The organism is Pedobacter caeni, assembly GCF_900129215.1.
GTDB lineage: Bacteria > Bacteroidota > Bacteroidia > Sphingobacteriales > Sphingobacteriaceae > Pedobacter > Pedobacter caeni.
Genome location: NZ_FQUQ01000001.1, coordinates 948,549 through 970,616, shown reverse-complemented (window position 1 = coordinate 970,616; position 22,068 = coordinate 948,549). Strand labels below are relative to the sequence as shown.

Sequence of the window (22,068 nt, the reverse complement as noted above, 5' to 3'; positions counted from 1 at the left end):
ATCATTTGTATTCTAATCTAATCTATCTTCATTAATAAAGTCAAATCCTTTATCGATTAACTTTTCTAAATAATCGTCAAAGGTATCTGCGATTACAATAAATTCATCCGGGTCGTGTAAGTACCTTACCACCTGACCTTTTTTTCCTTTTTCTGATGGGCTAAAATCTATAAATAATTGCGAAGTTCCGCCGTTGTTCATACAATCAGAAAAATGGAGCCATTTCAGTGTGTCGGCCTTATTGGTGATTTTTTCGTCTATTTCAACTTCATCGTATTCTCTTTCAATATGATCCGAATAGTATTCGAAGGCTTGATTTTGATTTTCTAAAATTTCTTTCGACGACAGCAAATAATATGGATATTCATCAAGATCTGAACCAAGAAAATAAAAAGCGATTTCTTCACCAGCATACGCTCTCCAGTAGGTTCCATCCACGTATTCAAGCAGACCAATCAATGCATCAGGAACATCCGGATATACATCTTTAAGCTTTTGAATATCTTCTTTGGTCGCACCGTATTTGATTTTCTCAAAATGTCCCCAAACTTCGCCCGCATTGTTGTCAAAATAAGCCGTTTTTAGTCCTGGTATGTATTTTTCAGCGATGTTCATTTCTATGTTCTTTTTTAATAAGCGGTGTCAGTTGTTTTATTCTATCGACGTAATCAATTCATTTTTTTCATGCGTCATTTGATTTAGAACCTGTAAAACATTTTCAAGTCCTGAACTTTTTGGGTTGTGTCCGGATAATGAGTAAGTTCCATTTTTGGAATCCTTAATCGCATTTTGTTCCTTTAATTTCTCTTCCTCTGTCCAAAAATTATGTTTTAATTGTTCAGGATTACCAAAATATAGTTCGATTTTTGCTTTTAAAAGCTGGTGCTCGTCAAAAGTTAAAAATCCAATTTTAAAGTCATTGCTGTAACTGTCAAAGTCAGCGTTGTCTTTTAAAGAACGACCTCTGATTAGAAAATTCCAAAATTGCACAAAATCTTTGTCGCCTGTTTGCATGACCATTTCGGTACTTGCTTCATATCTCCATTTATTAACACTCGGTTCTAAAAATTCTAAAATCTTTCCTTCGCCGTCAGTCGTGTCGCAGTAGTCGGCTACAAATTTAGCCGTTAATTCGTCGATCAGTCGTTTGTCTAACTTATGGAAGTCTTTTTTTAGGTTGTTTTCCTGATGCAGATAGTTTTCCAGAATTTCATTTCCATATGGTTCATTAAGATCTTCCATTGACGATTTGGCACTATCTAAATGCCATTGTCTAAAAGCAGAAAAGTTCTCGAAGATCAGGTCTTTAAGTCCTTTGTTAAAGTTGTTTTTGAAGAAGCTTATTCGTTGTCCCATAGTGGTGATCAAAATAACAGCATTCTATGTTACCCGCCGTTTATCTCTTCGTTTAGCTGTTTGAATTTACGTTTGTTCACTCGTTTTATGTTGTCAAGAATTTTCACCTGTTTTTCATTGGGCAACAGCCTTAGTTTTTCAACAAATGTTGGATAAGCTATTTTGTGGGCGAAAAACCAAAGTGCGTTTGTCATGGTATCCACTTGTCTCCAGTTTTTACCTTGATTTAAGGCTAAAACTTCAAGCAGAAAATCCAGATCTTCAAGCCATTCTTTTTTACCTTTCTTCCAAAATAAGCTGCTGATAGAATATTCCCCTTCTTTTTTTCGTGCTTCTTCGAGTCTGATTTTCCAACGTTCATCCCAATGTTCAGGAATTGGTTCTTCATTAATTTTGGCAGCTGGCTTTCCTAATTTCTCTAATACTTTTTCCCATTCTTCGTCTTCAATACTCCAGTTTTTTAAAGCAGAGATTGAAGTTCTTCTTTCGGCTGCTGTCCATTGTTTTGCCTCTTCAAGAAAAGCATTTAACAGTTCATCGTTATTAGAAACAGGAATATAAAACCTAAATACCTGGTCGTATTTACCCATCCTTTTTTGGAATTCGGGCAGTCTTTTTGCAAGGGTTTGTGCTACTAATGTTGGGGGAAATGCCCAAATTGCATTATACAGACTTTCATATACTCCGAAGTCTTCTTTTAGTTTTACGCTCTCAATTAGTTTGTTTAAATAACTGGGCCCTTCGTTGCCATCTAATGAATACATTAAGTCTGCAAATTTTTCACAATCTTCTCCTGTTTTTAAATTCCAGACTGCTTCGAGTTCGATGGTCCAATTTTCAAAGTTTCTTGTTATCATTCCTATCTTTTTATTGTACTAATGGTAGGTTTTATGCGGTATTGATCATGCTACCCCTGACTTAGAGATATTGGTTCCTGATTATCTTCGCAGGCAATTTAGATTTTAATTCTGAAATTTTTAAACAATCACATAAGAAGACCTCAAATCTTAATTTATTGCCTTGGCCCTTAAGTTGAGGAGGAGCATACCATCTATAATCCGTTTTTGTTTTTTTGCAGGTAACCGCCTTTCTACACTTCCTTCAACCATATCGTTTTGCGGCGAATAATAAACAAATTCAAGAACAGACACTTCATCGATAATGATGGAATAGGGGGCTAAAATTTTGGTTATGTCTGCAGTAAACTCTGATTCTTCAATCAACTTTTTGATCCTTTCGTTACTTTTATAATTGAATTTTTTACCAAACTGATCAATATATTTTCTGGTGATACCCAGTGAGAGTTCCTTAAATGACCGTATCGACATTTTAATCTTCTTTATCCTGCTTATATCGTAGTCTTTCGAAATGAATTTCAAGATAAACCTCAGTTCTTGAAGCTGCTCTTCGTAAGACGTTTCTTTATAAGCCTTTTGTATGTTTTTTTGTTCAGAAACTACATTGGTATCGGCTGGTGAATATGAGGTAGGCGTTTTACTATATGGCGAATATTCGAATTGTAGGGAAAGATGCTTGCTAATCACATCTTCATAGAGGAAGCAAGAAAAACTTGAAGTGTCATTTTGGTTAATAAGAAAGTATTCTCTTTCTGCATAATTTGGAGATGTTAACTCCTTTGGTATGTCGTGTACCCCAACTAACGTGTCACTTTTGTGACTAATAGAGCTGGTTTTCTCCGCAGGTTTAAAACTAATACCTCTTTTTGCAGATACAGAATTACCATTAAACAATAACAACAGAGTTAATAAGACAAATAGTATTTTCATTTTCGACGCCAATATTTAGAAAGCCTTTACCAAATTGTTTAATGATAGTTTTCATCTCGCAAGCCTTCCGGGAGGTGTTCCCTGTGACATCGCTTCTCCCGGTAAAAATACTTCATTAATTCATACGGCAAAATTATCATTGTGTTAACAGTTTAATATTCTTTCACTGATGTTATTATTTTTTTAATGGAAAATCACTATCTTGAACCGAAGATAGTAAACCCGGCTTCTATAATGAAGAAATTAATTCTTTCCGTTCTTGCAGCGTTTTTTTCACTGTGTGCCCTGGCTCAAAAGGACAATAAACTGACTATAGGAACGATTGACAGCATCCAGTCGAAAATTCTGAATGAACAAAGAAAAATCTGGATACATGTACCACGTAGCTGGAACGCTGATTCTAAACAACGATACCCAGTATTATATTTATTGGATGGTGATTCCCACTTTTATTCAGTAGTAAGTATAATTCAGTACCTCAGTCGGGGAATCGGTAATACCATTTGCCCCGAAATGATTGTAGTTGGCATTCCAAATACGGACAGGATCAGAGACCTGACACCAACACATGTAGATGCTCCTCCACCTTATACCGACAGTTTAATGTTGAAAACAACAGGGGGTGGCGAACGATTTGTTTCATTTCTTGAAAAGGAGTTGATGCCACGTATTGATTCCTTATACCCAACACAACCTTACAAAATATTAACAGGACATTCATTTGGAGGCCTGACAGTGATGAACGTTGCAATAAATCATACAAAATTGTTCAACGCTTACATTTGTATAGACCCAAGCATGTGGTGGGATGAAATGAATTTGTTAAATAAAACCAAGAACGTTCTGAGAGAAAAGAAATTTTCAGGCACTACTTTATATTTAGGAATTGCAAATACCTTGAGAGAGGGCATGGATATGACTAACGTCCGGAGCGACACAACTAAAGGTAGCAGGCATATCCGTTCAATTCTTAATTTGGATCAATATATTAAAGAGCAAAAGCAAAATGGCTTAAGGTATGAAAGTAAATATTATAGTGATGATGACCACGGATCTGTACCCTTAATTACAGAATATGATGCGCTTCGTTTCATCTTTAACAAGTACCGTTTTAAACTTTCCCCTAAAGACTTTACAGATCCGAAGGTAGACGTAGTAAATAAACTCGAAAAACATTACCAGGAAGTTTCAAAGCTGTTTGGCTATAAGTTTCCCCCACCTGAAAATATGATAAACGGCCTTGGGTATGATTTTTTGCGGCAAAAGCAATATGCCAAAGCCGGAGGGTTATTTAAAATAAATGTTGACAATTATCCGGACAGTTATAATGTCTACGATTCTTATGGCGAGTATTTCCTGGCAACCGGCGATAAATCAAAAGCGATTGAATATCTCAAAAAGTCTTTGACCATAAAAGAAAACCCGGAGTCCCGGAAAAAATTAAATAAGTTGTTGTCGGGGGAGTAAAAAGGTGTCTATGGTTTCCATTTTTTCTAAACCCGTTATTGCTTCTTGTGAAGAAAATCAAGATTCTTGTATTTTAACTGTCCACTTTAAATCTAAAAAATGTGGCTTTATAAAAATTTCTCGGGAACGTGTTATTTTTCAATTTTCTTGCGGATGGAATACAATTGGTAAGGGAGCGGTAGATATTGCGAAAGTGTTGTTTATATATGAAAACAGTCGGTTCATTGTTTCTAAAATAAGCGATAATAAGGAGATCTTTGCGTTAAGATGTAACCAGGATCTATATAACATAGTCTATGATTTTTTAAGTAGTACAAAAAGAAGGCGAGAGCCTGAATAAATGAAAATTAAATTCGTAATCAGTTATTGACCCAATATGAAAAAAGTGATTATCACTGTTCTATTCGCACTAATCAACGGTGCCTGCTTTTCACAAACTTTATCAAAAGCTGATTTTATGGAAGATTTAGAATTTCTAAAAAAAACTTTACCTGATAAACATGCCAATCTTTTTGCCAAAATAGATCGTAGTCAATTTGAAAATAAGGTAGATCAGGTATCGATGAGGTCGAACGGATTTGACCTGAATCGCTTTATTGTGGAACTCTTCAGGCTGACAAAATCCATTGGAGATGAGCACACTTTTGTAGAAGTAGATTTTACCAAAATTTTGCCCATCCAATTCGGACTTTTTAAGGAAGGTATATTCATTGTAGGCATCGATTCTGCAAATGCTTCGGTATTGAACAGTAAATTGGAAAGCATAAACGGACATCCGGTGAGCGAAGTCTTCGCTCGTTTTAAGGAGATCATTCAGGATGGAAATCCTGCGTATTTCGATGATCGCCTTTTGCAACATCTTAACAATCCAGTATTGTTAAATGGTCTGGAGCTGATTAGCAGCGATTCGACTGCTTCATTTACATTGAGCGATATCCATGGTCAGATACAAAAGATTACCCTTAAACCAGTGGCTGGTAAACATGTCGGCAAGCTGAACCTGGCGCGATCGGGGGGAAGCCTGCTCTCGCACAAAAAGAAAAGCAATTATTGGCTCGACTATAATGAGGATAAAAAAATCCTTTATTTCAACTATAGCGAATGCAGGGAGCACCAACAATATCCCTTTGCAAAATTCAGCGAAGAACTTTTTCCTTTCATCGACAAACAAAAACCGGAAAAAATCATACTCGACCTACGCTACAACAGTGGAGGAAATTCGGCCATTTTGGATCCTTTTATTCGAAAGATTTCTGCAAGTTATTTAAACAGGAAAGGAAAATTCTTTGTTCTGATTGGCAAAAGAACGTTCTCATCAGCAGTCATGAATGCAGTCGAACTGAAAAGAAACTCAAATGCCATCTTCATTGGTGAGCCTACCAGTGGCAATATCAACCATTATGGTGAAGTAAGGGGTTTTAGTTTGCCTAAGTCTAAAATAGTTATAGCCTATTCTACCAAATATTGGGAGAGCTGGAAAGGAAAGAAAGGGCCTTTAAAACCTGATATCGATGTGCAGTATTCGATCAAAAACTATGTGGAAGGAAAAGACGAAGCATTTATGCAAGTGTATAAGAACTAGAAAGGATATTCTTTGAGTAAACTGCGTAACTGGACTGAATTACAGAGTGGACAGAGAATAACCTCAATGCGAAAACCCTGCAATCGTAAGATTGACAGGGTTTTTACTTTTACAGGGATACCAAAAGATGAACGGTTTCGGAAAATTGAACAGGTATACCTGAATCTCTGTTTAACAATGAAATTAAAGTCCTACAACTTTTTTTAGACTTTCCCTGTTCAAAGATCCCATGTGTGTGATGGCTTTTGAGTTGGCTTTGCCATTGATATCGATAGCTACATAAGTTGGAAATCCACCTTCTGCATTAAGGAGAATTCTTAACCGGGACAATACTTTTTCATTGATGAAGATATGGGTACCGGGAATCTGCATCTCTGCGACTTTCTTTTTCCATAAGTCAATGTTAGAGCCGCTATTGGTACACAGATAGATGTATGCTACAGGAAGGTCCTTGTTTTCCTTGTGTAAGCTTTTGCTCGAAGGGAGATCTGCGATACAGGGGGCACACCAGGTAGCCCAGATGTCGATGATCATCGCCTTTTTTGAGAATTTTGACTTCAGATTAAGTAACAGGTCCTCAGCTTTTGTTTGTTCATCCACCTCGTAAAGGTCGGCCTCAAAAGGCAACCGTACTAATGGACTGCCAATGTCAGCTTTCTCCAGTTTTTTTGACACGGCGAATAAGCTATCGACCTTTTTTTGATTGAGGTTTGCTTTGGTCAGTTCGTTTGTTGCGATCTTTTTGCACCAAGGAGTTTTGATGCTATTGATAATCGTTGGATAGGAAGTTGAGTAAAGATCTTTATAGGTATCTAAAAGAAATAGTTTTAATACGTCTGATTTTTGTGCCGGGTACAAGCTATCGATCAATGCAAGTGCGCCTGCCAGTCCTTTTCCTTTTGTTAGTTTTCCATCCTCGGAATAGCTTTGCAGATACCTGTAAAAAGTAGAGCCCTCATTGCTCACAAAATAAGGCTTATGGTTGATGACCTCATTAAAGAGCCTGGCAGGCATTACACCACCCCAATAAGTTACGCACAGATTTCCGTAAAAGCCTGATAAAGTCTCGTCTTTAACAGCCCAGCTATAGTCGGGATGATCAGAGATAAACGCTTCATCTATCTTTAATAATGCACTTTTAACCGAATCAACTTTAGACAGGAAGGATTCTTCTGAGGTTTTTTCTTTCAGCGTTCTTAAATTCCCAAGGATTTTATTCAAGGCTTCTTTTTCGTTCTGTTTAAAGACTACGTTTTTATTCATTACGGTATTCAGCTTTCCGTCATCACCCAGATATTCCACTCCATCTGCGATCATATATGCTGGTTTCTTTTCTAGCTTTTTGGCGTCCAGAACTATGGTAAGCCCTGTATTAACATACACTCCGGCATAAAGATAAGGACCTACGCTTAGCCATATTTGCTGGCAGGGAAAATTCTGATCAAAGACAATTTCTGAACGGCCTGTGGCATCTGTTTCTGCAAATTTATCAATCTGAAAGCCTACACCCAGATTTACAAGCGTTAATTTGATGTTGACTTTTTTAATGCTGTCCGGAAGGTTTTTTACCTGAATGCTCAGTCTTGCTGGTTTGCGGTTGCTGAGGTAGCTACTCATGTTTTTGTCCTCTAACTGAAGTAGAGAAACACTTTGTGCCTGCGCCAGGCTACCACTGAATAACAATAAGAAATATAAGATCCGTTTCATATGATTTGGTTTATTTTTTTATGGTGTTTAATGCTTTTAGTACATTCTCTTTTTTACCTCTTGAAATAGGAATACGTGTACCGTCTGTGAGCAGCAGGTACCCACTATCTTCCCTGACTAAGCTTTTTATGAATTTAGCGTTCACCAAATGAGATTGGTGACAGCGGATAAAGTCGTAATTGGTTAGCATTTCTTCGTATTCAAAAATGGGCTTTGATACCATGATGTTTTTACCATCTGTAAGATAGAATTGGGTGTAGGCATTGGAGGATTCACAGCGAATGATTTCATCGGTATTTACAAACCTGATTTCTTTGGTGGAGGCAAGAGCGAGTTTGTGGTCCTTTTTTGCATCCTTATTCCTGATCAGGTCCATCAGGTTTTCCAGCTGAATATTTTGTTTGCGCTGGTTTAGCTTTGCTTCAACCTTCAGAATTGATGTTTTTAACTCTTCTGGATTGACCGGTTTAAGCAAATAATCAATAGCGGAAAATTTCACTGCCTGAATGCCATACTGGTCGAAAGCAGTAACAAATATCACTTCGAACTGGTAGTGTGGCAATGCTTTGAGCACATCGAATCCGTCCTTGTCGGGCATTTGTATATCCAGGAACAGTAAATCCGGATTGGTGGCTACAATGGTTGAGATGGCATCATCAGCATTGGTGGCAGAACCTACAATGGTAACTGGCAGTTCATGTTTCATGAGTAAGCTTACCATGTTTTCAATGTTGTTCTTCTCGTCGTCTATTATTACAGCTCTTATCATATTAACCAGTTTTTGAAGTAGATGGTAACTTGTGTTTCGTTTTGTATCCGGTTTACAGAGAATTCAATCTGCTGCTCATGAAGTGTCTGGTTCAAAAGCTTGATCCTTTCTTTAGTAAGCTGTAGTCCAAATCCCTTAAATTGATTGTTTTGATCGAATCCGCGTCCATTATCCCTGACCTGAACAGACATATCATTGTTTACTTTATCAAACGATACCTTAAGCTTTCCCTGTTCCTGCAGTGAAGATATCCCATGTTTCACTGCATTCTCTACCAGGGGTTGCAAAAAAAGACTCGGGATTTCTATCGCATTGGCGTCTATCTGGCTGCTGCATGCGATCTCATAACTAAATCCGAAGCGCAGCCTTTCCAGGTTTAAATAATTCTCCAGTATCCTGACCTCACTGGAAATACTTACAAATTCGTTATTGGTGGCTTTTAGGGACTCCCGCATCAGGTTACTGAATTCGATCAGGTACCTGGACGCATTTTCCGAATCGTTTTTGGTGATCAGACCTTGTATAGAGCTCAATGCGTTGAAGACAAAATGCGGATTGAATTGCGAACGGATGGACTTGAGTTCGGTTTGTACCAGTTGCTTTAAGGTATCCTGTGCTTTCAGCTTTTCGGCTTGTTTTGCGGACCTCCGTAAGAGTATAATGAAGCCAATAGCCAGCAGACAAAGTAGAACGAGACCTGTTTTTGCCCATACCGTCTGGTACCAGGCAGGGTGGATGGTAAAGGTGTATTTGCAGATGTGCATTCGCTGTACACTGTAACGGATCAATAGTTCATATTTACCAGGGGAAAGATTCTTTAGCCAGACCAGATTGAAATCAAAGTCATTTACCGCCCAGCCTGTGCTGTCAGTTCCTTTCACCAGGTTGTACTCAATGATGTTTTTGGACTTGATGATGTCATCTAAATAGAAGATCAGGTTGTTTTCATTGTAACGAAATTCCTTTTTCAATTTCAGGAACGTTGAGTCCTTACTCCAGTCCACAGATTTTCCATTTTTACGTTCGTCTTTCCATTGCTCTTTAAAAATGTTTAAAAATTCTGGGAGCTGGGAAAAGGTGAACACACCAACCACCCTGGGCTGCCATTTTACCCAGTAGGCGGATAGGGAAGTTTTGATGCGGTCGGGCTGGTCTGTTTGCCGTACCTCGAAAGTTAAGGCTTTACCATATGCGCCTTTAAACTGCCCAAGGTACGCTGTAAAATCATCTATTTTAGTGGAGTCAGCAATTTTGGTCATCCAGTAAGCTTTGGCAAATACTTTTGGTGTGGTCCAGGGTAACACCACCTTTTCATTGTTCTCCAGTACCCGAAACTGATAACGATGGGCATTTTGAGCATTGATGCCATTTACGGTTACCACAATCCCGGTTGAATCAAATATGGGCACAGCATATACACCGGCGTAGCTGTCAGCGGCCTGAGCATATACCTCTGATCTTTTATTGGAGTAGGTTTTTAATTGTGGTATTTTTTCCAGCACATGGTTGTAATTTACCGCCAGTTTGTTAGAATAAAAGGCTGATATCAATAAATTGTTCTGTTCTAAAAATCTGGAATTATGGCTGTAGAATGTATTTGAGAAGTATTTGCGGATGGAATCGCCATGCTGATCAAACTTAATGACAGGGTGAATACTATCCAGGTTCATCTCCAGCTTTTGTGCTGAGCAAAGGGTTTGGCAAAAACAGAGAAATATAAATATGGTCGTGCTACGCATCTGGATGTTTAGAGTTTATAAGTTCAAAGTAAAGGCTTTCAATCATTGATTGTATACGGGGATTTGAATTTGGCAGTTTCTATTTTGAATATGGTAGGAGATGCCTTAGTTATAAGTGAAATTGAGACTATTTGTCTGGATTTTGATACCATTTATCGATTTCAGAGAAGTTATTTATTTTAATTTACAGGTCCGTTAATAGCAGCTAATAAACGGCAATCGAACGAAAACCCGGCGCTCCATATCCAAAGACCAATGAATCATAGTAACCTTTCCGCAAAGCCGCATTACCCAATATTGGATGGATTGCGTGGTGTCGCAGCCATTATCGTTGTAACCTTTCACCTGACCGAACCTTTAGGAACCGGGCACCTGGATATCCTGGTCAACCATGGTTATCTGGCGGTTGACTTTTTCTTTCTATTGTCGGGCTTTGTGATCGGTTATGCTTATGACGACCGCTGGCATAAAATGTCCATTGGTACTTTCTTTAAGCGCCGTATGGAGCGGCTTCAACCGATGCTGGTGTTAGGAATGACGCTGGGGGCCATCGGGTTCTATTTTACAGATTCAACGATCTGGCCGCTCATTCATACCATTCCGCTGTGGAAAATGCTGCTGGTGATGCTCATTGGTTACACTGTTCTGCCGGTTCCCTTATCAATGGATATACGCGGCTGGCAGGAAATGCACCCACTCAACAGCGTAGGCTGGTCATTGTTCTTTGAATACATTGCCAATATTCTGTACGCCATCGGCATCAGGAAGTTATCAAAAACGGCATTGGGTATTTTGGTGTTGATTGCAGCCATAGCACTTGCTCATTTGGCCATTACCAGCCCCGCAGGAGATGTGAGTGGCGGCTGGACACTAAATCTGGAACAGCTGCGTGTGGGTATTACCCGGACGATGTTTCCCTTTTTTGCAGGCTTGCTGCTTTCACGGATTGCTAAACCCATCCGCATTAAACATGCCTTCTTATGGTGTAGCCTCATGATTGCTCTCGTTCTATATATGCCGCGGATAGGTGGGGCTGAGCATCTTTGGATGAATGGGCTCTATGAATCGGTATGTATCATCATTGTTTTTCCGCTTATTGTTTATCTGGGTGCCAGCGGTTTGGTACATACCCAGACTGAACGTAGGATATGCCAGTTCTTAGGTGACATATCTTATCCGCTTTACCTGGTGCATTATCCGCTGGTATATTTCTATGTGGCCTGGATCAGCAACCATAAAGGTGTAACCATCGTGCAGGCCTGGCCTTACGCATTATTGATCCTGACAGGGAGTATTATTTTGGCATATGCGAGTTTGAAATGGTATGATGAGCCGGTTCGCAAATGGCTGAGAAAGAAACTGGGATAAGATTGAGGAGAGAAATATTGCCTCCAGTTCTAACCAGATTGTATAATTCAGATGGTATGTATAAATTGTAACATAATTTTGGCGCAATATGAAAAGGCATCTAAGAATAATTACGTTGAAAAGCTAAGCTTTTATAACCTGATGATTTAATAAAGAGATAAAAGGTTGATTGATCCAGACGTTTATCAGTGATTATGCCACGTTTATGGATTAAGAAATGTCTTTTGTTTGTTGTTCTTTTTCAGTTTCTCCTTTTTTTGATAGCTTCACATTTAATATGGAAAAACGCTCTACAGCTATGAAAAAATATATTGCCTTGTCACTGATCGCTTTAGGATTAGGTTGCTCAAGTGAACAGACCGATAAAGTATTGCTCGAAAAAGATAAGATTGCACTGGTTAAAAGTCTGACTTCCGATAAGATCGTGGTATGGAAGTTTGGAAAAATCGGCCTCCGTGCATCAGCTGTGCGTGACACCACGATGCCGGAATACCAGAAACACATAAAGGAACTGAATTCAGTGTCTCAGACCCTTTCTAAAATGTCGCCGGGACAAAAAGACATCCCCGTTACGGATATGATCCTCATGTACCGGGATTACCGCAACATTAAAAACTTTGTGATAGAGACTGATGAGGATATCTTTCCGCCACTGATGGATGGACTGACCCTGACCTACGGAAGCCCTGCCGAAAAGAAAAACTTTATCAATAATGCGCCAAAGCGTTCGAATGAGGATAAGCTTTACCTGCAGAACATGGAGCATGCGATTTTGAGTATTCTCGTTTTAGCCACCAGAGACCTGGGAACAGAAGTATCTTTATACGAATGCAGTAAAACACAACCTGATCAATTACCGGATAGTGAAATGAAAACCCTGCTTCAGTTTGTACGTGGTTTTCTGTTCTTCTCCAATAAGTTCTTTTATTTATCAGAAGATGAGATCAGCAGCAATATCAAATGGTTAGAGAAAAACAAAGAAGTAGACTTGCCATATACCAGAGCACTCTTCAACTGGAGTAAATTCAGCAATGAGCAAAGCAGGGTTGCTTTTCATGGTTTAAACCATCTTTTCAGAGGATTCGACCGCACGATGATGAAAAGAGATATCGATCAGGAGCGTGCACTGGATGATTTTGAAGCTTTTCTGGCCGATGCCCATGAGCTGGGAATTCAGAACGAAACGGTCTGGAGCGTAGAGAGTTTTGTATACATCAAAAGAGGTAAAAATAAAGAAGCCATTGCTTCCCTGACGAAGCTCAAAGCAAGTCCTTTGATGAGCAGTGCTGAAAAAGAATCCATTCAGAAGTCCATCGATTATCTCCAGGAGCGTGATCCTGATGCGAAACTGAATGGGGTATATGATAAGTATTTTGTGGCGAAGATCGCTTCTAAATACATGATGGCCACTTTGGCGAAAGTAGATTGGGAAAAAGTGTTGAGGGACAATAAGGTGAGCCATGCCGAAGAAATTCTGACTACTATCGCACAATTTAAGCACATCAGTGCAGAAATGCAGAAAATGACGAGTACGGAGACGATTACAGAACAGGGAAAATCCCTGAAAGATAAGGGAGGCAAGATTTTGGACAAAGTATCAGATTTTTTAAAGTAGGGCGATCTAGATATCTTGATGTATTTATATCATTAAGCAGGGCTGCCGTTTAAATGAAATAAGGCTCGTTTAAATGAAATAGACACCTCGTTTAATAAATTAATAATTGCTGTTCCCGGGATAAATCCAGGAACAGCGATGTTGTTTAAAGATGATCTATTTAATGCTTGTAAAAGCGTGCTTCTTCCAGATCGAGGTTGTTTTCCATATCCCGAAGCACCTCATCATCATAGATTTTAGTGGCCCTCAGCTTATGTAATTCTGTCCTTCTGAAGGCAGTCAGGTCCAGCATAATCTTTTTGTACAGCTTACGTACGGAAGCGACCTGTTGTTTTTGCTCGGCAACAGTTTGTTCTGTAGCCCTGATGCTGCGTTCCATTTGTTCCTTGATCCTGCGGATCGTTTCAAAATCAGCCATTTCTTTACTGTATTTGTTGTCCAGAAATAAGACAGCTTCTTTAGCCAACAGGAGGTGAATGGCTTCTTTTTGCTGATCGAAGGGAACATGGTAGTCTATTTCTTCCACCTTTAACAGCTTCAGGAAAATAGGGAGTGTTAAACCCTGAAACACCAGGGTTACAAGGATCACGATAAAAGTGATGAACAAGATCAGGTTGCGGTGAGGAAAGGCCTCGCCATTGGATAAGGTAAGGGGAATGGCTAAAGCCGAAGCCAGTGAGACCACACCACGCATTCCTGCCCATCCGATGATAAAAGGCAGTTTGAAACCAGGGCTTTTTTCGCGCTTCCTGATTTTTGGGCTCAGTCTGGGGATAAAAGTGACGAGGTAAACCAGGATGATCCTGGCCACGATCACAATTGCACTGATGATTAAAGCATAGTTAATGGCCTCGTCTATGGAATAACCTTCCAGACCTTCTACAATAACCGGTAGTTCCAGACCAATGAGGATAAACACAAATCCGTTGAGCAAAAAGCCCACAGTTGCCCAGACTTCTTTGGTTTGCAGGCGGGTATGGTAGTTCAGGAAATCGTTGGAACGGAAAGAAAGAAAAAGTCCTCCACTTACTACGGCCAATACACCCGACCAGTGAAATTGCTCTGCTACGATATACATCAGGTATGGGGCAATCAGGGTAATGGGAGTGGTGATACTGGATGATTTTGCCCAATAGCGCAACACAAAGTAAAGGATGTGTGCAATCACAAGGCCTACAATTACGCCCATTACAGAAAGGATAATAAAGTCTGTTGCTGCTTTCTGAAAGACAAATTGCCCGGTAAGGATACAGGCCAGGGCGAACCTGAATACAGTTAAAGAGGCAGCATCATTAACCAGACTTTCTCCTTCCAGCATAGTTAAACCGCGTTTTGGCATATCTACTCCCTTTAAAACAGAAGTTGCTGCTACTGCATCAGGCGGGGAGATGATCCCGCCTAGTAAGAAGCCCAGAGCGAGGGTAAATCCCGGAATAATGCTCACCGAAAAATAAGCGATGGCCAGGGAGGTGATCAGGACCAGGCCGAAACCGAGCAGGAGTATAGATCTTTTCCATTTCCAGAATTCGTTCCAGGAAGTATACCATGCAGCTTCAAACAGCAAAGGAGGGAGAAAAATAAGAAATACAATGTCTGGGTTGATATTTATTGGTGGGATACCGGGAATGAAACTGATTCCGAGTCCGCCGATGACGAGAAAAATAGGATAGGAGATTTTCCAGCGCTGGCTCAACAGGTAGAGGAGGGCCATCGCAAAGAATAAAGCGAGGATAAGGAGGAGGTTAGCATGTATCATTTTGCAAAAATAGGAAAAATCACTTTCGTTCTCCAACTTGTTGCCGCCACATGGCATAGTATAAGCCTTTTTGTTCCAGTAGTTCCTGATGAGAACCGGCCTCAGAGATTTTTCCTTTTTCCAGTACATAGATCACATCGGCATGCATAATGGTGGACAGGCGGTGGGCAATGACGATGGTAATGCGGTCTTTGCTCATGGAAAGGTCGCGGATGGTGCTGGTGATTTCTTCTTCGGTGAGGGAGTCCAGTGCAGAGGTCGCCTCATCAAAAATCAGCAGTCTTGGATTTCTCAGTAAAGCACGGGCAATGGAAATGCGTTGTTTTTCTCCTCCGGATAATTTCAATCCGCCTTCGCCGAGCAGGGTATTGATGCCTTTTTCGGATTTTTCCAGCAGTTTGGTACAGGAAGCTTTATCCAGGGCGCTGAGTAGTTCTTCGTCTGTGGCTGTTCCTTTGACAAATAAAAGGTTCTCTTTAATGGTGCCGGCAAACAATTGCGTGTCCTGGGTAACAAAGCCAATCTGACGGCGGAGTTCGTTATAACTGATCTCTTTTGCATTGAACTCGTTGAACAGGATATCTCCCGAAACCGGGCGGTATAAGCCTACCAATAGCTTAACCAGAGTTGATTTGCCAGATCCTGAAGGACCAACAAAGGCAATGGTTTCGCCGCTGTTGACATGAAAAGAGATGTTGTCTATGGCGTTGGTCTGTGCGGTTTTATGCCGGAAAACGACCTGATCAAATGATAAGTTGATTAAAGGACCTGTCTTTTTAGGGGAATCTGGTTTTCTTTCTATAGGTTTTTGCATCAGTTGATCGAAATTATGAACTGAGGCTTCTACCTCACGGTAACTCAGGATGATGTTCCCAAGGTCCTGTAAAGGGCCGAAAATGGAAGTAGAAATGAACTGCATGGTGATCAGTTCTCCGGTGCTGAGCTTATTGCGGAAGATGAGCCAGAGCAGGATGAACAGGATGGATTGTTTGAGCAGGTTGAGCGTGGTTCCCTGCAGAAAAGAAAGGGTGCGGACACGTTTGGTCTTCATCATTTCCAGATCATAGATGTTTTGTGTCTGGATCTTTAACCTGCGGATCTCGGGAAAGGTGAGGCCAAGGCTTTTGACGAGTTCAATATTGCGCAGCGATTCTGTGATGATACCAGCCATTTTGTTGGTTTCCCTGTTGATGGACCTTTGCACGGTTTTGATTTTCTTACTCAATAGTCCGGTAAGGGATCCAAGAACGAGGATTCCAATAATGAATACTGGCACAAGCATCCAGTTTTTAGTAATGGAATACCAGATCAGGAAGCCCATCCCAACAATCGAGGAAAAGAGAATGTTAATGAAAGAATTGATGAAACGTTCGGTATCGGTTTTTACCTTTTGTAAGATGGACAAGGTTTCTCCGCTATGGCTTTCCTCAAATTCCTGAAAGGAGAGGCGTAAGGTTTGTTTTAAGCCATCGTTGAAAATCTGCATTCCAAACTGCTGAACCGCCAGCCGGGTATAATATTCCTGAAAAGCTTTGGCAATCCGGGCAGCAATGGCAATCGCGATGGCAATGCTTAGCCAGTACAGCACCCCGTTAACGAGTTCCTCCTGGCTTTTATTTCCTGGATTTGTGGCATACTCATCAATGATCTTCCCGAAGATGATCGGGTCTGTGAGGCTCAATAGTTGAGCAACGGCTGCAAGGAAGAGGGCGAGGACCACCCACCATTTTTGTACTTTAAAATATTTCCAGAGGATCGGCATAATGAAGGGAGGATGGTGTAGCTGAAAATACGAATTATTGTGTCAATAAGCAAAGGCCTGAGTTCATTGGAACTGAACTCAGGCCTTTGCTTATTTCTAAAGTGCTTAATCGTTATCTGAAGCGCTTAACCGTTGTTGGTTACGCTAAGGATCACTTCCATATTTCCTCTTGTTGCATTAGAATAAGGACAGATCTGGTGCGCTTTGGCAACGAGTTCTTCAGCTTGCTGCTGATCTACACCAGGGATGTTTACCGCCATTTTAACAGCCAGTCCAAATCCACCGGTATCGTTCTGACCGATGCTCACTTCTGCAGTTACTGTAGTAGTACCTGTTGTAGTTTTTCCGGTTTTGATCACCAGGTTCAGGGCACTGTCAAAACAAGCGGAATAACCGGCAGCAAACAATTGCTCCGGGTTGGTGTAACCGTCATGTGCACCGCCTAATGCTTTTGGCATGCGTACTTCCAGGTCTAATACGCCATCTGAGCTTTTAACTTGTCCGTTTCTTCCGCCTGTTGCCGTAGCTGCGGCTGTATACAATACTTTCATTTTTATTTGTTTTTTAGGATTAATGATAGGGTTCTGTTTATTTTCTAATAATGGGGTGTCTATTTATTTTCCGTTGTAAGAGATAAGATTTGTTTGAGCTGATCACGCAGGGAAAAAAGCTGGTCTTCATCTGTGGCTAATGCATTTTTGATGGCATCCGGAATGGCAAGGGCTTGTTCTTTTAAGGCTTTTCCTTTACCGGAGATCAGGATGTTGACGACTCTCTCGTCGGTTTCAGATCTGTTTCTGCTCAGGAGTTTGTTCTCTTCCATCCGCTTCAATAAAGGAGTGAGGGTGCCGCTATCCAGCCATAAAAGTTTACCCAGTTCTTTTACAGTTACTGTTTCCTTTTGCCAAAGTACCAACATGACTAAATACTGAGGGTAGGTGAGCTCAATTAACTCAAGATGAGGTCTGTATATCGCAGTGATCTGCCTTGATAGTGCGTATATGGGAAAACACAATTGGTTTTCGAGTTTTAAACTTTCCATTGGGATCTGTTTATCATTTTTGTCTGTCTATCTATTTAATTGTGTAAAATTAGGTTGTGCACAATGTAATTCCAAGTGATATTAATATTCTGACTTTTTTATGAGAATAGGGGCGCTTAAGGAAAAGAGAGGATGCAGCAAAAGATGAATGGCTGTTTTCTTAGTATCGTGATTTACTTGTTACTTTTAAGTCAGCACAGTCTTTTCGAAATTACTAATCATACGAGAGTAGTCATTTGCCTGGTTTTGTATTATTTTAGCAGTGTTTACATCAGGTCTTTTGATGCATTTTATAAGAAAAAAATAAAGGTATTTGCTTAGTCAGCCAAGAGGGATCAACCTCAAGATTTGAGGTCAAATTGGGGACTTGGATCGGTACGAAGTTTGATCACGTTTTCTAAACGCCGAAGGCTCGTTATTCGTAAAATTTCGCAAATTTTTTAGACAGCTGATCATACCATTTCTGATAATTATTGTGCAAACCCATCATGTAAGCATTAAATTCATCTATTTCATACTTTGGAAGTTCCCACTGTTTCTGGTTCTGATTCTGAAAACGAACAGAGCCAAGCATAATCGAATTGCGGAGCTTTCTTATGGCAAATTTTTCTGTTTTGTGAGTCTGGTGTTCACCATCATATAAATCAAGGGCTCCGAACAGGTGTAAGATTTCGTGGGGAATCACATATCTTTCGCTTTTATCCGTAATGGCCTTCCCTTCGTATTTTTTAAATACCGCAACGGATTCTACAAAAGCCTCCTGGTCTTTTTCATGATGAATATCACATGGATTTGAATAAGATTGCCCTTCGGTGTTTATAAAAAATACAATGTACATCTGATCAAAATCAATGTCTTTTTTCAATTGACGATAGAAATCCATTGGAGATGCATATCCCATTCGTTTCAGGATTTCTGTCGGCCATTTAACATTGCCGGCATCCGGATCTGCATCGGATTTCAATCTGATATCCTGATCATATCCAAAAGTTTTGTGGCTGATCTTCATGGTATGTTGGTATTTTTTCAATTCCCTTTTAAGCCAGGCATCGGATTCTGGTATGACTTTAAGTACCATATCCTTGGCTTTCCTGGTCCATGCGGGGCCTTCTTTGGCTGAAATGAATATATTGACCTGCAAAGCCTTCCCTTTTAATTTCAGTGCTGATCCGGCATTCTGAATGTTGCGTACCGGATTGGTGGGATTAATTTGCCCAAAACATTCTATGCTGACTAGAAATACAAGGAATAAATAATAAAATTTTGCCAGTTGTTGGTTCATCTTGCTTTCAGAGGTTATGAACCATCATAAGCATACCATTGCTTTTTGTAAGCAGTATGCTTATGATGGTTTCATTAGTAATTGCGTGTACTCATCTATGACAATCTTTTCAAGACTTAGTCGCAATCTTTTATTAAGGGTTTAACCTGGAATGCAGAATCTCATCCAACTCTTTTTCATTTTCCATACTGTTTCCAACGAAACGTTGAATAATGACTCCATTTTTATCGATCAATACTTTGGTAGGGAAGGCCTTAACACTGTATTTATCAAGTACACCTTCTTCTTTTTTACTTTTATCTTTTTCATTGAGCACATTGATCCATTCCATTTTGTCTTCCTCCAAAGCAGCAGTCCATTTCTTATAATTCTCTTCAGGTTTACCCAGCTCATTGGAAACTCCAAAAATTTCAAAACCTCTGGATTTGTATTCTGCATAGAGTTTTCTCAAATGAGGATGTGTTTTCCTGCATGGATTACACCAGCTTCCCCAAAAATCGAGGAGAACCAGTTTTCCTTTTAAGGAAGATAAGCTGATCTCTTTTCCGTTTTTGTCTTTCAACACGAAATCGGGAGCGGGGCTGCCATTGGCGCTTACTTTTGCCTGTTGAATGCGCTTTCCATAGGCCTGACCAGCAGTTGAGGCTTTTAATCCTGGTTGAATTTTTTCAAATAACGGTTCTATTTCCGAAGGATCCAGCTTACTTCTGGTATATTCCTGTAACAGGTCCAGGATGATCCCCGATTGTGCATGGTTAAAAAGATAGTCTTTTTTCACTGAATCAATCTGATGCATGTTTTTATAGCTTTTTTTCAGGTAACTGGCCATGGCCAGACTGTCTTTGCTCTTGCTTAATTTAGCACCTTCTTCCTGATAAAGTTTGCTTCCCGCGGCATAGTATGGTGCCAGTTTTGCCTGGAGTTCCTGTTGATCATCATCAGATTTTGAGCCTTTTACAATAGTTTTGTTTAGCTTTTCATTTGAATTTGCAGTAAGATTGCCTTTGTCCAGATAGAACTCATGGGCATAATCCCGGAGAATGCGGGTACGGGCGTGGAATTTCTCTGTACTGTCGGCAACTTTCAATTTAAGTGTTGCTTCGACAGGGTAAGAGATCAAGCCTTTGAACGTATAAGTGCCGTTAATGAGTTTAGTACTGTCATTGACCTCAATGTCATTCTGTTTGTACTTCAGGTAAATTGTGCCATCTGTGGCAGCCTTGTAATCTGTAACCTTACCGGTTAATGTAAATGGATTGCCTGTTTGTGCCTGTCCCAATAAAGGAACAAGCACAAAAGCAATCAGAAGATTGTTTTTCATAGGTTATATTTTTTCTTTATAAAACATGCTGAGTATTTTGCCGAAGCCACCATAGGTCTTTACCGGATTGTCTAATGATCCGGTTGTAGAAACATCAAATTCGTTCAGTTTGCCTTCGGTTCCATTATAGGTGGCCAGGTATAATTTACCTGTGGTTCTTATAATTTTATATCCTGTACTATAGGTTGCGATCCTGCTTACAGAGAGTTTCAGGTCGGTAATTTGTTCTCCTGAAGGAGGCGTATAGACCAGTTTGGAAGTGTTGGATTTATAATCGTAAAGCAGCACCTTATTCCCGGAGACATAATAAATCTGTGGTAGCTGCGTGGAACCGGCGAAAAGGGAAGCGGTATTCATCTCTGCAGAAGCAGGAATTTCGGCATAAGCAGCCCCTGCTTTTTGGGTAGATACGGGAGCCATCTGATAAATGTACATTTTGCCGGTCTCGTCTTTCATCAACCAATTGTAAAGACCTGGTTCATTGGAATAGCAGGCAAACACACATTTTTTCTTCACATTGTTCGGATTAAACGCCCCTGGGTCTGAAATATCCGTACTGTAAGTGTTTAACAAGCCTACCGAGAATGCCGAATACCATAAGAATCTGCCATTTTTTTGATCATAGCCTATATAGGACGTCATTCCTGCCAGAGTTGAACCATTTCCGGTACTGGTGGTGATGATGAAGGGTGCAATCTCATAGTCGCCAATTAGTTCACCTTCAAAAAATGGTTTTTCATTGTCCCTGGCACCAAACTGTACTTTTCCGTTGACAATGGCAAAAATTGAGTTTCCACTCCAGTAGCCCTGAATTGCAGAAAGTTGTATTGGACCACTGGGAGGCGTAGCGAGCAGATTGGAAAATGGGCCGGCTTGTTTGTACGTCAGTGGATCCAGTTCTACGGTATTTTTGCCGGGAGCGGACAGAAAAATATAAATTGGTTTTTGTAATTTTTCACCAGCCTTATAGTAGAGGCCCTGCAATTCACCAAGAGGTTTTGCAATGAAAGCACCTTGATTAGCTTCTGAATATAAGTTTCTGTAAATCTGACCATCCAGACCTACATGGCTGATCTCGCCCCCCTGTGCTTTTTCCTCAAGCAGCACAATCCCGCTGCTGAATCTGGAGATAATGTTGAGCTGAGTCTGGCGGGTAGAGGTGATTCCTGTGTTTTCATCCTTTACCACATACACTAATGTATAACCCCCCAATGGTGCCTTAGCCGCAATTTTCAGGTCTTTGTTTTGAGAAAGTTCGATAATTGGCTGATAAGTATCACTGAACATGTACCAACGGTAAGTGTAATTACCAGCTGACACCTTTTCTTGTGTGATCTGTGGTGAAATACGCAGTGTATCGTCTAAGAATACCTCTATATTTTCCGATGTACTTAATGGGGTAATGGTAATCTCATTAATGGGTTTCAAGTCATAATTGCCTTTGTCTTTTGCACAGCCTGTTAAGAGTACAGAAATGAAGACAATGCTTAATAATGATAATATTGCTGTTTTCAT

General features: G+C 40.2%; 19 protein-coding genes. 5 read left to right on the top strand and 14 right to left on the bottom strand.

Going from position 1 to position 22,068, the window contains the following annotated elements; all coding sequences use genetic code 11:
• Window positions 1–12: 12 nt before the first annotated feature.
• From BUC20_RS04040 to BUC20_RS04025, 4 genes are all read right to left on the bottom strand, one after another.
• Window positions 13–615 carry an SMI1/KNR4 family protein gene (locus tag BUC20_RS04040; RefSeq protein ID WP_073227722.1) on the bottom strand — a complete coding sequence of 201 codons (603 nt, stop codon included), beginning with the start codon at window positions 613–615 and terminating at the stop codon, window positions 13–15.
• 36 nt (window positions 616–651) lie between these two features.
• Window positions 652–1,368 carry a hypothetical protein gene (locus BUC20_RS04035; protein WP_143166687.1) on the bottom strand — a complete coding sequence of 239 codons (717 nt, stop codon included), beginning with the start codon at window positions 1,366–1,368 and terminating at the stop codon, window positions 652–654.
• Window positions 1,369–1,385: 17 nt separating this feature from the next.
• Window positions 1,386–2,213: a hypothetical protein gene (locus BUC20_RS04030; protein WP_073227716.1), complete on the bottom strand. Its 828-nt coding sequence runs from the start codon at window positions 2,211–2,213 to the stop codon at window positions 1,386–1,388.
• A gap of 150 nt (window positions 2,214–2,363) precedes the next feature.
• On the bottom strand, window positions 2,364–3,143 hold the full coding sequence (locus BUC20_RS04025; protein ID WP_073227713.1) for a hypothetical protein: 780 nt from the start codon (window positions 3,141–3,143) through the stop codon (window positions 2,364–2,366).
• A 234-nt stretch (window positions 3,144–3,377) separates the two neighbouring features.
• Here BUC20_RS04025 and BUC20_RS04020 point away from each other — a divergent pair, with 234 nt between their 5' ends.
• The 3 genes from BUC20_RS04020 (at window position 3,378) to BUC20_RS04010 (ending at window position 6,192) form a co-directional block, all read left to right on the top strand.
• A complete protein-coding gene (locus BUC20_RS04020; protein WP_073229448.1) occupies window positions 3,378–4,610 on the top strand; it encodes an alpha/beta hydrolase-fold protein in 1,233 nt (410 codons plus the stop codon).
• A gap of 10 nt (window positions 4,611–4,620) precedes the next feature.
• The gene (locus tag BUC20_RS04015; RefSeq protein WP_073227710.1) at window positions 4,621–4,950 is read left to right on the top strand and encodes a hypothetical protein; all 330 of its coding nucleotides are present in this window, start codon (window positions 4,621–4,623) and stop codon (window positions 4,948–4,950) included.
• 117 nt (window positions 4,951–5,067) lie between these two features.
• Window positions 5,068–6,192 (top strand): S41 family peptidase, encoded by a 1,125-nt coding sequence (locus tag BUC20_RS04010; RefSeq protein ID WP_159441047.1) that lies wholly within the window; start codon window positions 5,068–5,070, stop codon window positions 6,190–6,192.
• Between the two features lie 183 nt (window positions 6,193–6,375).
• Here the strand turns inward: BUC20_RS04010 and BUC20_RS04005 are convergent, their stop codons facing one another.
• From BUC20_RS04005 to BUC20_RS03995, 3 genes are read right to left on the bottom strand one after another with little or no spacing between them, the layout of a single operon-like run.
• Window positions 6,376–7,899: a TlpA family protein disulfide reductase gene (locus BUC20_RS04005; protein WP_073227705.1), complete on the bottom strand. Its 1,524-nt coding sequence runs from the start codon at window positions 7,897–7,899 to the stop codon at window positions 6,376–6,378.
• Between the two features lie 10 nt (window positions 7,900–7,909).
• The gene (locus BUC20_RS04000) at window positions 7,910–8,668 is read right to left on the bottom strand and encodes a LytR/AlgR family response regulator transcription factor (protein WP_073227702.1); all 759 of its coding nucleotides are present in this window, start codon (window positions 8,666–8,668) and stop codon (window positions 7,910–7,912) included.
• Window positions 8,665–10,338: a sensor histidine kinase gene (locus BUC20_RS03995; RefSeq protein WP_073227699.1), complete on the bottom strand. Its 1,674-nt coding sequence runs from the start codon at window positions 10,336–10,338 to the stop codon at window positions 8,665–8,667. The genes BUC20_RS04000 and BUC20_RS03995 overlap by 4 nt, the downstream gene beginning before the upstream one ends.
• Window positions 10,339–10,662: 324 nt before the next feature.
• Here BUC20_RS03995 and BUC20_RS03990 point away from each other — a divergent pair, with 324 nt between their 5' ends.
• Together BUC20_RS03990 and BUC20_RS03985 are read left to right on the top strand one after the other, a co-directional pair.
• Window positions 10,663–11,775 carry an acyltransferase family protein gene (locus BUC20_RS03990; RefSeq protein ID WP_073227696.1) on the top strand — a complete coding sequence of 371 codons (1,113 nt, stop codon included), beginning with the start codon at window positions 10,663–10,665 and terminating at the stop codon, window positions 11,773–11,775.
• A 298-nt stretch (window positions 11,776–12,073) separates the two neighbouring features.
• Window positions 12,074–13,390 carry a hypothetical protein gene (locus BUC20_RS03985; protein ID WP_073229445.1) on the top strand — a complete coding sequence of 439 codons (1,317 nt, stop codon included), beginning with the start codon at window positions 12,074–12,076 and terminating at the stop codon, window positions 13,388–13,390.
• Window positions 13,391–13,550: 160 nt separating this feature from the next.
• On the opposite strand, the gene BUC20_RS03980 is transcribed toward BUC20_RS03985, so the two are convergent.
• From BUC20_RS03980 to BUC20_RS03950, 7 genes are all read right to left on the bottom strand, one after another.
• On the bottom strand, window positions 13,551–15,146 hold the full coding sequence (locus BUC20_RS03980; protein ID WP_073227693.1) for a Na+/H+ antiporter: 1,596 nt from the start codon (window positions 15,144–15,146) through the stop codon (window positions 13,551–13,553).
• A 19-nt stretch (window positions 15,147–15,165) separates the two neighbouring features.
• Entirely contained in the window at window positions 15,166–16,908 is a 1,743-nt protein-coding gene (locus BUC20_RS03975) for an ABC transporter ATP-binding protein (RefSeq protein WP_073227691.1), read from the bottom strand.
• Window positions 16,909–17,033: 125 nt separating this feature from the next.
• Window positions 17,034–17,459 carry an organic hydroperoxide resistance protein gene (locus tag BUC20_RS03970; protein ID WP_073227688.1) on the bottom strand — a complete coding sequence of 142 codons (426 nt, stop codon included), beginning with the start codon at window positions 17,457–17,459 and terminating at the stop codon, window positions 17,034–17,036.
• Window positions 17,460–17,518: 59 nt separating this feature from the next.
• Entirely contained in the window at window positions 17,519–17,950 is a 432-nt protein-coding gene (locus BUC20_RS03965; RefSeq protein ID WP_073227685.1) for a MarR family winged helix-turn-helix transcriptional regulator, read from the bottom strand.
• A gap of 415 nt (window positions 17,951–18,365) precedes the next feature.
• Window positions 18,366–19,232, bottom strand: coding sequence for a hypothetical protein (locus BUC20_RS03960; RefSeq protein WP_073227682.1), 867 nt, complete (start codon window positions 19,230–19,232; stop codon window positions 18,366–18,368).
• 133 nt (window positions 19,233–19,365) lie between these two features.
• The gene (locus BUC20_RS03955) at window positions 19,366–20,553 is read right to left on the bottom strand and encodes a TlpA disulfide reductase family protein (protein WP_073227679.1); all 1,188 of its coding nucleotides are present in this window, start codon (window positions 20,551–20,553) and stop codon (window positions 19,366–19,368) included.
• Window positions 20,554–20,556: 3 nt separating this feature from the next.
• Window positions 20,557–22,068, bottom strand: coding sequence for a PKD-like family lipoprotein (locus tag BUC20_RS03950; RefSeq protein WP_073227676.1), 1,512 nt, complete (start codon window positions 22,066–22,068; stop codon window positions 20,557–20,559).

Bases quoted from the DNA above. Each gene is read 5' to 3' on its own strand.
- BUC20_RS03950 (WP_073227676.1), bottom strand. From the start codon at position 22,068: ATGAAAACAGCAATATTATCATTATTAAGCATTGTCTTCATTTCTGTA.
- BUC20_RS04025 (WP_073227713.1), bottom strand. From the start codon at position 3,143: ATGAAAATACTATTTGTCTTATTAACTCTGTTGTTATTGTTTAATGGT.
- BUC20_RS03980 (WP_073227693.1), bottom strand. From the start codon at position 15,146: ATGATACATGCTAACCTCCTCCTTATCCTCGCTTTATTCTTTGCGATG.
- BUC20_RS03990 (WP_073227696.1), top strand. From the start codon at position 10,663: ATGAATCATAGTAACCTTTCCGCAAAGCCGCATTACCCAATATTGGAT.
- BUC20_RS03970 (WP_073227688.1), bottom strand. From the start codon at position 17,459: ATGAAAGTATTGTATACAGCCGCAGCTACGGCAACAGGCGGAAGAAAC.
- BUC20_RS03985 (WP_073229445.1), top strand. From the start codon at position 12,074: ATGAAAAAATATATTGCCTTGTCACTGATCGCTTTAGGATTAGGTTGC.
- BUC20_RS03995 (WP_073227699.1), bottom strand. From the start codon at position 10,338: ATGAACCTGGATAGTATTCACCCTGTCATTAAGTTTGATCAGCATGGC.
- BUC20_RS04020 (WP_073229448.1), top strand. From the start codon at position 3,378: ATGAAGAAATTAATTCTTTCCGTTCTTGCAGCGTTTTTTTCACTGTGT.
- BUC20_RS03975 (WP_073227691.1), bottom strand. From the start codon at position 16,908: ATGCCGATCCTCTGGAAATATTTTAAAGTACAAAAATGGTGGGTGGTC.
- BUC20_RS04040 (WP_073227722.1), bottom strand. From the start codon at position 615: ATGAACATCGCTGAAAAATACATACCAGGACTAAAAACGGCTTATTTT.
- BUC20_RS03960 (WP_073227682.1), bottom strand. From the start codon at position 19,232: ATGAACCAACAACTGGCAAAATTTTATTATTTATTCCTTGTATTTCTA.
- BUC20_RS03965 (WP_073227685.1), bottom strand. From the start codon at position 17,950: ATGGAAAGTTTAAAACTCGAAAACCAATTGTGTTTTCCCATATACGCA.
- BUC20_RS04015 (WP_073227710.1), top strand. From the start codon at position 4,621: ATGGTTTCCATTTTTTCTAAACCCGTTATTGCTTCTTGTGAAGAAAAT.
- BUC20_RS04030 (WP_073227716.1), bottom strand. From the start codon at position 2,213: ATGATAACAAGAAACTTTGAAAATTGGACCATCGAACTCGAAGCAGTC.
- BUC20_RS04010 (WP_159441047.1), top strand. From the start codon at position 5,068: ATGGAAGATTTAGAATTTCTAAAAAAAACTTTACCTGATAAACATGCC.
- BUC20_RS03955 (WP_073227679.1), bottom strand. From the start codon at position 20,553: ATGAAAAACAATCTTCTGATTGCTTTTGTGCTTGTTCCTTTATTGGGA.
- BUC20_RS04005 (WP_073227705.1), bottom strand. From the start codon at position 7,899: ATGAAACGGATCTTATATTTCTTATTGTTATTCAGTGGTAGCCTGGCG.
- BUC20_RS04000 (WP_073227702.1), bottom strand. From the start codon at position 8,668: ATGATAAGAGCTGTAATAATAGACGACGAGAAGAACAACATTGAAAAC.